Here is an 11232-nt window from a genome sequence, read left to right as displayed (position 1 = left end):
GGGGGCGGGGGGGGGGGGGGGGGGGGGGCGCCGGGGGCCGGGGGGCCGGGGGCCGGGGGGGGGGCGGGGGGGGGGGGGGGCGCCGGGACCGGTGGGTTCCGGTCCGGTGGTCCGCTCGCGTGGGGTGGGGTCCGGGTGTGCGGAACCGCCTGCCGGGGCCGGGTGGCCCGGGTGGCGCTCGGCCGGTTCGTCGTTGCCCGACCGCGGCTGCCCGCTCCCGCCGCTCTCGTCCACGATGTCCCCTCGTTCGAAGCGTCTTCCGCGCCTGCCGGACGGAAGGTCTGTGGTCGATGGTATGCGGCCGTGGTGACGCGTTCGGCCCCGGCACCCCCCGTGTTTGCCCGGTCGCCCGTCGCGGCGGTCGCGGCGGTGGCTGGGTCGTTGTCGGTGGCTGGCCGTATGGTCTGTGGGCATGGAGACGAGTGCGCAGGGCGCCGGGCCGTCCGACGGCGGTGGTACGGCAGGGCATGACCCGCAGGCCGGGGTCGTGGGGGCGTCGGTGCCCGGGGCGCGGCCGCCCGCGTCGCTGTCTCCGTCGCGTGCGAGTGACTTCATGCAGTGTCCGTTGTTGTACCGGTTCCGGGTGATCGACCGGTTGCCGGAGCGGCCGAGTGAGGCGGCGACGCGGGGCACGCTGGTGCACGCGGTGCTTGAGCGGTTGTTCGACGCGCCGGCCGTGGAGCGGACGGCGCCGCGGGCGAGGTCGTTGGTGCCGGGTCAGTGGGAGCGGTTGCGGGAGAGCCGTCCCGAGGTGGCGGAGCTGTTCGCGGACGATCCGGGGGGCGAGCGGCTGGCGCGCTGGCTGGGTGAGGCGGAGCGGCTGGTGGAGCGCTGGTTCACGTTGGAGGATCCGACGCGGCTGGAGCCGGCCGAGCGGGAGTTGTTCGTCGAGGCGGAGCTGGAGTCGGGGCTGACGCTGCGGGGGATCATCGACCGGGTGGATGTGGCGCCCACGGGTGAGGTGCGCATCGTGGACTACAAGACGGGCAAGGCGCCGCGGCCGGAGTATGCCGAGGGCGCGTTGTTCCAGATGAAGTTCTACGCGCTGGTGGTGTGGCGGCTGAAGAGGGTGCTGCCGAGGCGGTTGCAGCTGGTGTACCTCGGCAGCGGTGATGTGGTCACCTACGATCCGGTGCCCGCGGATCTGGAGCGGGTGGAGCGCAAGCTGTTGGCGCTGTGGGAGGCGATCCGGCTGGCGACGGAGACGGGTGAGTGGCGGCCGCGGCCGACGAAGTTGTGCGGTTGGTGCGATCACCAGGCGCATTGTCCGGAGTTCGGGGGTACGCCTCCGCCGTATCCGCTGCCGGTGAGGGCGGAGGCGTCCGGGGACGGGGAGCAGGGCAGAATGGGGCCGGACTAGCGAAGGAGATCTACGTGGCCATCCGCGTCCTACTGGTCGACGACCAGCCGCTGCTGCGTACGGGCTTCCGGATGATTCTGGAGGCGGAACAGGACATCGCGGTGGTCGGCGAGGCGGGCGACGGTCTGCAGGCGCTCGATCAGGTGCGGGCCCTGCAGCCCGATGTGGTGTTGATGGACATCCGTATGCCGCGGATGGACGGTGTGGAGGCGACGCGGCAGATCACGGGTCCGGGGCGGGACGGTCCGGCGAAGGTGCTGGTGCTGACGACGTTCGATCTCGACGAGTACGTGGTGGAGGCGTTGCGGGCGGGTGCCAGCGGGTTTCTGCTGAAGGACGCGCCGGCGAACGAGTTGGTGCAGGCGATCCGGGTGGTGGCGGGTGGTGAGGCGATGCTCGCGCCGAGTATCACGCGGCGGCTGCTGGACAAGTACGCCACGCATCTGCCGTCCGGGGACGAGCCGGTGCCGAACACGCTGCACACGTTGACCGACCGTGAGGTCGAGGTGCTGAAGCTGGTGGCGCGGGGGTTGTCGAACGCGGAGATCGCGGCGGATCTGTTCGTCAGTGAGACGACGGTCAAGACGCATGTCGGTCATGTGCTGACGAAGCTGGGTCTGCGTGACCGGGTGCAGGCGGCGGTGTACGCGTACGAGAGCGGGTTGGTGCGTCCCGGCGCGCAGTAGGGACGGTCTGTCGGGCCGTGTGACGTACGGATGGAAGGGCGCCCCTTGTGCGGGGGCGCCCTTTCGTCGTGTGCGGTCGGTACTCGCCGATGCCGGTGTCGGCGGGGAAAGCCGGTGGCCGGTCCTGCCGCGGGGGCAGGACCGGCCACTGGTCGCGCGGGTCCACGTGCTGCTGACGTGTCGTTGTTCGTTCTGCTCCCGGGGCCGGTCAGGGCCTCGGGTTCCCGGGGGTGGGCGTCAGCTGCCGGCGCCTCGGCCGAGCTCCCAGAGCTGGAGCGTCGAGGAGGAGTTCAGGGCGTACGCGGTGCCCGTGACGTCGTCGCGGGCGACGACGTACTGCTTGCCCTGCCAGAGCGGCAGCACCGGGACGTCCCGGGCCACGATGTCCTGGATGTCGTTCAGGCTGGAGGCGGCGGTGAGCCGGTCGGCCTGGCGGCGGGACTCCGGGATCAGCTCGTTGATGATCTGGCTGTTGGAGTACGGCGACTTGAGGAAGTTGTCCTTGTCGACGAACGGGGCGAGGAAGTTGTCCGCGTCGGGGAAGTCGGGGAACCAACCCATGCCGTAGACGTCGTACTTGCCCTTGCGCTCGGCCGGGACGTAGGACTCCCAGGGGGTGCCCTTGATGTCGATCTTGAACAGGCCGCTGTTGTTGAGCTGCTTCTGTATGACCTCGAACTCCTGCTTGGTGACCGCGCCGTAGTGGTCGGTCGTGTAGTTCAGGGTCAGGCTCACCGGGGTGGTGACGCCGGCCTTGCTCAGCAGGGAGGCGGCCTTGGCGACGCTCGGGTCGCCGTACTTGTTGAAGAACGCGTTGGAGTGGCCGGTCACGCTGGCCGGGACCAGCGAGTACAGCGACTCGGCCTGGGAGCCGTAGACCTTGGAGACGATCTCGCTGCGGTTGATGAGCTGGGCCATCGCCTCGCGGACGGCCTTGTCCTTCACCGACGGGGCGTCGGTGTTGAAGCCGAGGTAGCGGATCTCGAGTCCGGGCAGTTCCACGACGTCGATGTCGCCGCCGGCGTTGGTGTACTTCTTGACCTGCGCCGGGGTCAGACCACGGGAGATGATGTCGACGTCGCCCTTGTCGAGCGCGGCGCCGAGGGCGTCGGAGTCGTCGTAGGAGACCATCTCGGCCTTGTCGTTGTTCACCTTGAGCGACCCCTTGTAGTTGGGGTTCTTGGTGAAGACGGCCTTGACCATCTTGTCGCCCTGGACCTCGGCCTTGAGGGTGTAGGGGCCGGAGCCGTCCACCTCGAAGCCGTCGCGCAGCTTGTCCTTCTGGTAGTCGTCGGGGTTCACGATGCCCGCGACCGGGGTGGACAGCTTGAACGGGAAGGTCGCGTCGGCGGTCTTCAGGTGGAAGATCACCTGGTCGTCGCCCTGCGTCTCGACGGTGTCGATGGTCGACAGCAGCGCGAAGACGCCCGAGTCGGACTTGATGGCGCGGGCGCGGTCGATGGAGTACTTCACATCTGCCGCGGTGACGGAGTCGCCGTTGGAGAACTTCAGGTCGCTGCGGAGCTTGCAGGCGTACCGCTCGTTGCCGGTGTCGGTGAAGCTGCAGCTCTCGGCGGCCTCGGGGACCGGGTCGCCGTCGCCCTTCGGCTGGACCATCAGCGTCTGCACGGTCTGGCGCAGGATGTTCCAGGTGCCGACGTCGTAGGCGTAGGCCGGGTCGAGCGGCGCGGGCGCGTCCTTCGTCGCGGTGAAACTGTCCGTGGTGCCGACGACGATGGCGTCGCCGCCGCTGCTCCCGCTGTCGGACCCGCCGCAGGCGGCGAGCACGGGCGCGATGAGACCGATCACGGCCGGCAGCACCAAAGTCTTGCGGTTCATGCTCGGGTTTCTCCAGCTGTTCAAGTCCGTGCACCCGGCATGCAGGGGTGTTGCGACGGGTCACGGGGGTAGGCCGATGTTTCGCGATGAGATTAGTCCGGACCGGCGGGACGGTTCACAGGCGGAGGAGCGCAGCTCCATCACGGAGTGAAACCGGGCGCGGACACACCGAAAACCCGACAGTGGAAGGATTAGTGCACGGTCTCCCCAATCAGGACACAAAGGCGCTTCGGCGCTGGGGAAAGCGGGGGGATCTGCACACGCCGCCCTACCTGTCGACCCCGTTCGGGGTGGCGAATGTCACACAGTCGACTGTTCGGGGTCGGGTAGGGATACGCGCCCGGCCGGGCGCGTGTCGCCGGCCGGTCTCCTGGCGCGTCGTGGAGGTGTCTTCCGTCCGGATTCCGGGTCCGGCGGCGGGGGTCGGCCCACCGGGTGACGGTTCAGACCGCGTGTGTCACCAGGCCCCGCAGGAAGGCCAGGTCGACTTCTTCGAGGGAGCCCACGACGGTGCGGCGAGCGGCGGGGGCGATGGGGGCGATCGACGGCACGGCCACGACATGGCAGCCCGCGGCTTCGGCCGCCGCGACGCCGGTCGCGGTGTCCTCGACGACCGCGCAGCGGGCGGGGTCGACGCCGAGTCCGGCGGCGGCGAGGAGATAGGGGTCGGGGTGGGGCTTGGTGCGGACCACCTCGTCGCCGGCGACGCTCAGGGCGAAGTGCTGGGGGCCGAGCGAGGTCAGGACGCGGTCGATGATGCGTCGGTGCGAGGCGGACACCAGGGCGGTGGGGATCTCGTACTCGGACAGTTCGGCCAGCAGCCGGGCGGCTCCCGGCATCAGCGGCAGGGTCTCGGCGATCCTGGCCTCGAACCCGCTGTTCAGCAGGAGGGTGAGTTCGGCGAGGGCGATGTTCGCGCCGGTGGCCTCGATGAGGAACCCGGCGCTGCGGGTCATCGGGCCGCCCACCACGACATGGCGCCAGGAGTCGTCGAGGGCGTGACCGAGGCCGGCGAAGACCTCGACCTCGACGTCCCACCAGAAGCCCTCGGTGTCCACGAGGGTGCCGTCCATGTCCAGGAGCACCGCCTGGAGGGCTGATCCTTCGGCCGTTCGGGTTCCGAGTGCGGGGACCGTACTGGTCATCCACGTACCTCCTTGAAGGGACGACCAGGCCGGTTCCCTCACGGGGAACCGGCCTGGAGTGGACCGACCAGTGTACGACTTGTCCGATCAATGTGCGTCGCGGTGTTCACGGCCGGGCGCGTCGCGGGTCCTCCCGCCCTGCCGCCGCAGGTCGTCGCGGCAGGGCGTCGCAGGTCAGCGGGCGTTGAAGTACGTCGCCTCCGGGTGGTGGATGACGATGGCGTCGGTGGACTGCTCGGGGTGGAGCTGGAACTCCTCCGAGAGGTGGACGCCGATCCGCTCCGGCTGGAGGAGGTCGGCGATCTTGGCGCGGTCCTCCAGGTCGGGGCAGGCGCCGTAGCCGAGCGAGAAGCGGGCGCCCCGGTACTTCAGGGCGAACATGTCCTCGACCCGGTCCGGGTCCTCTCCGGCGAAGCCCAGCTCGGAGCGGACGCGGGCGTGCCAGTACTCGGCGAGCGCCTCGGCGAGCTGTACGGACAGGCCGTGCAGCTCGAGGTAGTCGCGGTAGGAGTCGGCGGCGAACAGCTTGGCCGTCTCCTCGCCGATGCGGGAGCCGACGGTGACGACCTGGAGTCCGACGACGTCGGTCTCCCCCGACTCCTCCGGGCGGAAGTAGTCCGCCAGGCACAGGCGGCGGCCGCGGCGCTGGCGGGGGAAGGTGAAGCGGGTGCGTTCGTTGCCCTGTTCGTCCAGCAGGATCAGGTCGTCGTCCTTGGACACGCAGGGGAAGTAGCCGTAGACCACGGCGGCTTCCAGCAGGTTGTCGGTCTGGAGCCGGTCCAGCAGTCCGCGCAGTCGCGGCCGGCCCTCGGTCTCGACGAGTTCGTCGTACGTGGGGCCGTCGCCGGTGCGGGCCTGCTTCAGGCCCCACTGGCCCTTGAACAGGGCGCCCTCGTCGAGCCAGCTCGCGTACTCCTTGAGCTGGATGCCCTTGACGACCCGGGTGCCCCAGAACGGCGGGGTGGGGATCGGGTTGTCGGTGGCCACGTCGGAGCGCACGTGCCCTTCCTCGGGGTGCTCCTCGACCTGTACCGCGGGCGTCGCCCTGACCCTGCGCTGCTTGAGCTCCGGCAGCTTCGCGCCCGGCACTCCGCGCTTGACGCCGACCAGGGCGTCCATCAGGCGCAGGCCCTCGAAGGCGTCGCGGGCGTAGCGGACCTCGCCCTCGTAGATCTCGTGCAGGTCCTGCTCGACGTAGGCGCGGGTGAGGGCGGCGCCGCCGAGGATGACCGGGAAGTCGGCGGCCAGGCCGCGCTGGTTGAGCTCCTCCAGGTTCTCCTTCATGATCACGGTGGACTTCACCAGCAGGCCCGACATGCCGATGACGTCGGCCCGGTGCTCCTCCGCGGCCTCCAGGATCGCGGACACCGGCTGCTTGATGCCGAGGTTGACGACGTTGTAGCCGTTGTTCGACAGGATGATGTCGACCAGGTTCTTGCCGATGTCGTGGACGTCGCCGCGCACGGTGGCCAGCACGATGGTGCCCTTGCCCTCGGTGTCCGACTTCTCCATGTGCGGTTCGAGGTGGGCGACGGCGGCCTTCATCACCTCGGCGGACTGGAGGACGAACGGCAGTTGCATCTGGCCCGAGCCGAACAGCTCGCCGACGACCTTCATGCCGTCGAGCAGGGTCTCGTTGACGATGTCGAGGGCGGGGCGTTCGGCCAGGGCGAGGTCCAGGTCGGCTTCCAGGCCGTTGCGTTCGCCGTCGATGATCCGCCGCTTGAGGCGCTCCTCCAGCGGCAGTGCCGCCAGTTCCTCCGCCCGGCCGGCCTTGAGCGACTTGGCCGTGGCGCCCTCGAAGAGCTGCATGAGCTTCTGGAGCGGGTCGTAGCCCTCGCGGCGCCGGTCGTGGATGAGGTCGAGGGCGGTCTGCACCTGCTCGTCGTCGAAGCGGGCGATCGGCAGGATCTTGCTGGCGTGCACGATCGCCGAGTCCAGTCCGGCCTTGACGCACTCGTCGAGGAAGACCGAGTTGAGCAGGATGCGGGCGGCCGGGTTGAGGCCGAAGGAGATGTTCGACAGACCCAGCGTGGTCTGCACGTCGGGGTGGCGGCGCTTGAGCTCGCGGATCGCCTCGATGGTGGCGATGCCGTCGCCGCGGGACTCCTCCTGGCCCGTACAGATGGTGAAGGTCAGGGTGTCGATCAGGATGTCCGACTCGTGGATGCCCCAGTTCCCGGTGAGGTCCTCGATCAGCCGTTCGGCGATCTCGACCTTCTTCTCGGGGGTACGGGCCTGGCCCTCCTCGTCGATGGTCAGCGCGATCAGCGCGGCGCCGTGCTCCTGGGCGAGCTTGGTGACCTTGGCGAAGCGGGACTCGGGGCCGTCGCCGTCCTCGTAGTTCACGGAGTTGATGACCGCGCGGCCACCGAGCTTCTCCAGGCCGGCCCGGATGACCTCCACCTCGGTGGAGTCCAGGACGATCGGCAGCGTGGAGGCGGTGGCGAAACGGCCGGCCAGTTCCTCCATGTCGGCGACACCGTCGCGGCCCACGTAGTCGACGCACAGGTCGAGCATGTGCGCGCCCTCGCGGATCTGGTCGCGGGCCATCTCCACGCAGTCGTCCCAGCGGCCCTCCAGCATCGCCTCGCGGAACTTCTTCGAGCCGTTGGCGTTCGTCCGCTCGCCGATCGCCAGGTAGGAGGTGTCCTGACGGAAGGGGACGGTCTGGTAGAGGGAGGCGGCGCCCGGCTCCGGGCGCGGCCGGCGCTCGCCCGGGGCGAGGCCGCGGACGCGCTCGACGACCTGGCGCAGGTGCTCGGGGGTGGTGCCGCAGCAGCCGCCGACGAGCGAGAGGCCGTACTCGCGTACGAAGGTCTCCTGGGCGTCGGCGAGCTCGGGCGCGCTCAGCGGGTAGTGGGCGCCGTCCTTGCCGAGGACCGGCAGGCCCGCGTTGGGCATGCAGGCGAGCGGGATGCGGGAGGTGCGGGCGAGGTAGCGCAGGTGCTCGCTCATCTCGGCCGGGCCGGTGGCGCAGTTCAGACCGATCATGTCGATGCCGAGCGGTTCCAGCGCGGTGAGGGCGGCGCCGATCTCCGAGCCCAGCAGCATGGTGCCGGTGGTCTCGACGGTCACCGAGACGATCAGCGGCAGGTCGAGGCCGAGGGCGTCGAGCGCGCGGCGGGTGCCGAGGACCGCGGACTTGGTCTGGAGCAGGTCCTGGGTGGTCTCGACGAGCAGTGCGTCGGCGCCGCCCGCGAGCAGTCCCTCGGCGTTGCGCTGGTAGGCGTCGCGCAGGGTGGTGTAGGGGGCGTGGCCCAGGGTGGGCAGCTTGGTGCCGGGGCCCATGGAGCCCAGGATCCAGCGCTGTCGGCCGTCGCGGGCGGTGAAGTCGTCCGCGACCTCGCGGGCGACGCGGGCGCCCGCCTCGGACAGCTCGTACACGCGGTCGGCGATGTCGTACTCGCCGAGCGCGGAGTGGTTGGCTCCGAACGTGTTCGTCTCGACGCAGTCCACGCCCACGGAGAAGTAGGCCTCATGGACCGAACGGACGATGTCGGGCCGGGTCACATTGAGGATCTCGTTGCAGCCCTCGAGGTTCTGGAAGTCCTCGAGTGTGGGCTCCTGGGCCTGGAGCATGGTGCCCATGGCTCCGTCGGCGACCACCACACGGGTGGCGAGGGCCTCTCGGAGCGCGGACACGCGGGTCCGGCTGTCGGCAAGGGTCGGCGGCACAGAGGCCATGAAGGGGCTCCCTTTTGGTGCGACGGCTGTCGGCTTTGCGCCGCCCGGGGAGTACCGGGAAGGGTCCCTGGGCGGGCGCACCCCGTCAGGGTATCCGGGACCGGGGGCTTATGGTCGGGGCGTCCACGAGGCGGACGAGGACGGCGCGCGGGTCTCTGCCGGGGGACGCGTGGCGCAACAGGTACCGACGGACCATTGGCGGGACGTCCACCTGGACCGGTAGTGTTCGGCATTGCCGAACGTTGGCAGTTTAAGGCCGCGCATTGTCGGTCATGGGGACGGAGGCAGGACGGCGATGGCACGGAACATCCAGTCGCTCGAACGGGCGGCCGCGATGCTGCGGCTGCTCGCGGGCGGCGAGCGGCGGCTCGGCCTGTCGGACATCGCCTCGGCGCTCGGCCTCGCCAAGGGCACCGCGCACGGCATTCTGCGCACCCTTCAGCTGGAGGGTTTCGTGGAGCAGGAGGACACCTCCGGGCGTTACCAGCTGGGCGCCGAGCTGCTGCGGCTGGGCACCACGTATCTCGACGTGCACGAACTGCGCGCCCGGGCCCTGGTGTGGACGGACGACCTGGCGCGTTCCAGCGGGGAGAGCGTGCACCTGGGGGTCCTGCACCAGCAGGGCGTGCTGATCGTGCATCACGTCTTCCGGCCGGACGACAGCCGGCAGGTGCTGGAGATCGGGGCCATGCAGCCCCTGCACTCCACCGCGCTCGGCAAGGTGCTGTCGGCGTACGACCCGGTGGCGCACAGCGAGGTCATGGAAGCCGACCGCAAGCCGTTCACGGACCGGACCGTGTGCGAGTCGGCGGCGTTCGAGCAGGTCCTCGACCTCACGCGGGCGCGGGGGTACGCGGCCGACGTCGAGGAGACCTGGGAGGGCGTCGCGTCGATCGCCGCGCCCATCCACGACCGGCGGCGCATGCCGGTCGGCGCGGTCTGCATCACCGGGGCCGTGGAGCGGCTCGGCCGGGACGGGGAGTTGCGTCCCGAGCTGATCGCGGCGGTGCGGGACTGCGCCCGCGCGGTGTCGCGGGACCTGGGCGCCGCCCGCTTCTAGCGGCCTGCCCGGCGGATCGGCCCGCTTCCGGGGCGTGTTTCGAAAGTCCCGTCCGCCCGGCGACGCCCGGCGCGCACGCTCGCCGCGTTGCCGGGATCATGCCGCAGACGCGGGGTCGGTACGGCACCGCCGCTTTCCTGCGACTCGATCCGCCGGACAGGCCCTGAGCCGGCGCGGCCCCGCGCACCTTCGGCCTCACGGACCGGACCGCCCGGTGGCGCTCCGGTCCTCGCCATGTCCCAAGGTGTACAAAGTGGGACAAACGCCAGGTCGTGTGCGCGTCGTGGCCGCATCGCCGTCGCCCGGCCCGCCGGCCCCCGGCCAGGCCCGCCATCCCCCGCCCATCAGTGACGATCGCGAATAACGATCGCGCTTTCGACAACAGAACCCTTGACGCACGCGTGACGCCGGAGCAAGACTCCCGTCCACCGGTCGACATTGTCGAACACCTGACGGCAATACGCGCTAAGGTGTGGCAACGTCCACGGCCGGCATCGCTCTCACCCCCGAGGGCGTCGAACTCCCGGCGGGACCCGGGATTCGGCTTCCTGGACGAAGGACAAAGGAGTCGCGGGTGTCCAGCTCCGACATCTTCATCGGCGAGACCATCGGTACCGCCATACTCATCCTGCTCGGCGGTGGCGTCTGCGCCGCCGTCACGCTGAAGGCCTCCAAGGCCCGCAACGCCGGCTGGCTCGCCATCACCTTCGGGTGGGGCTTCGCCGTTCTCACGGCCGTCTACACCTCCGGCCCGCTGTCCGGCGCGCATCTCAACCCGGCGGTCACGCTCGCACTCGCGATCAAGGACGGCGACTGGAGCAACGTTCCGGTCTACTGGGGCGGCCAGCTCCTGGGCGCCATGATCGGCGCGACGCTGGTCTGGGTCGCCTACTACGGCCAGTTCCAGGCGCACCTGACGGACGAGGAGATCGTCGGCGACCTCGGCGGGCAGCCCGCCGAGGTGAAGTCCGTCGAGGCCCGGGAGAGAGGCGCCGGCCCGGTGCTGGGCGTCTTCTCCACCGGTCCCGAGATCCGTGTGGTCTGGCAGAACCTGGCCACGGAGATCATCGGCACCTTCGTGCTCGTCATCGCCGTCCTCACCCAGGGCCTGAACGACGCGGGCAACGGCCTCGGCACGCTGGGCGCGCTGATCACCGCCCTCGTCGTCGTCTCGATCGGTCTGTCCCTCGGCGGCCCGACCGGCTACGCGATCAACCCGGCCCGTGACCTCGGACCGCGCATCGTGCACGCGCTCCTGCCGCTGCCCAACAAGGGCGGCTCCGACTGGCGCTACGCCTGGATACCGGTGGCCGGCCCGCTGATCGGCGGGGCGATCGCCGCGGGCATATACAACGTCGCCTTCGCCTGAGAACGCCGGTCCTCCGGACTCCCGCTCCGTGCACCGCACGCACCGGGAGTCCGGGCCCGAAGCACCGAACCTCACCGCACGCGCCG

7 protein-coding genes are annotated in these 11232 nt (G+C 70.4%); 4 read left to right on the top strand and 3 right to left on the bottom strand.

The genetic code is table 11. From position 1 onward, the window contains the following. Nucleotides 1-412: 412 nt before the first annotated feature. On the top strand, nt 413-1360 hold the full coding sequence (locus ACZ60B_RS17705) for a RecB family exonuclease (protein ID WP_469387893.1): 948 nt from the start codon (nt 413-415) through the stop codon (nt 1358-1360). A gap of 14 nt (nt 1361-1374) precedes the next feature. Continuing rightward, nucleotides 1375-2046: a response regulator gene (locus ACZ60B_RS17700; RefSeq protein WP_469387891.1), complete on the top strand. Its 672-nt coding sequence runs from the start codon at nt 1375-1377 to the stop codon at nt 2044-2046. 237 nt (nt 2047-2283) lie between these two features. On the opposite strand, the gene ACZ60B_RS17695 is transcribed toward ACZ60B_RS17700, so the two are convergent. The 3 genes from ACZ60B_RS17695 to metH all read right to left on the bottom strand — a co-directional run bounded on the left by ACZ60B_RS17695 (nt 2284) and on the right by metH (nt 8717). After that, nucleotides 2284-3885, bottom strand: coding sequence for an ABC transporter substrate-binding protein (locus ACZ60B_RS17695; RefSeq protein ID WP_469387890.1), 1602 nt, complete (start codon nt 3883-3885; stop codon nt 2284-2286). A gap of 443 nt (nt 3886-4328) precedes the next feature. After that, complete coding sequence (locus ACZ60B_RS17690; RefSeq protein ID WP_469387888.1) at nt 4329-5030, bottom strand: HAD family hydrolase; 702 nt, start codon at nt 5028-5030, stop codon at nt 4329-4331. 174 nt (nt 5031-5204) lie between these two features. Then, on the bottom strand, nt 5205-8717 hold the full coding sequence (gene metH, locus ACZ60B_RS17685) for a methionine synthase (protein WP_469387887.1): 3513 nt from the start codon (nt 8715-8717) through the stop codon (nt 5205-5207). 295 nt (nt 8718-9012) lie between these two features. Between metH and ACZ60B_RS17680 the strand changes: the two genes are divergently transcribed. Continuing rightward, nucleotides 9013-9777 carry an IclR family transcriptional regulator gene (locus ACZ60B_RS17680; protein ID WP_469387885.1) on the top strand — a complete coding sequence of 255 codons (765 nt, stop codon included), beginning with the start codon at nt 9013-9015 and terminating at the stop codon, nt 9775-9777. A 574-nt stretch (nt 9778-10351) separates the two neighbouring features. Beyond that, complete coding sequence (locus tag ACZ60B_RS17675) at nt 10352-11146, top strand: MIP/aquaporin family protein (RefSeq protein WP_469387882.1); 795 nt, start codon at nt 10352-10354, stop codon at nt 11144-11146. The last annotated feature ends 86 nt before the right edge of the window (nt 11147-11232 follow it).

The sequence above is a fragment of the Streptomyces sp. NPDC104096 genome (genome assembly GCF_055584385.1).
The sequence above is the reverse complement of the archived record's forward strand: the minus strand, read 5'-3'. Positions and strand labels throughout refer to the sequence as shown.

Bases quoted from the DNA above. Each gene is read 5' to 3' on its own strand.
- ACZ60B_RS17705 (WP_469387893.1), top strand. From the start codon at position 413: ATGGAGACGAGTGCGCAGGGCGCCGGGCCGTCCGACGGCGGTGGTACG.
- ACZ60B_RS17695 (WP_469387890.1), bottom strand. From the start codon at position 3,885: ATGAACCGCAAGACTTTGGTGCTGCCGGCCGTGATCGGTCTCATCGCG.
- ACZ60B_RS17690 (WP_469387888.1), bottom strand. From the start codon at position 5,030: ATGACCAGTACGGTCCCCGCACTCGGAACCCGAACGGCCGAAGGATCA.
- metH (WP_469387887.1), bottom strand. From the start codon at position 8,717: ATGGCCTCTGTGCCGCCGACCCTTGCCGACAGCCGGACCCGCGTGTCC.
- ACZ60B_RS17680 (WP_469387885.1), top strand. From the start codon at position 9,013: ATGGCACGGAACATCCAGTCGCTCGAACGGGCGGCCGCGATGCTGCGG.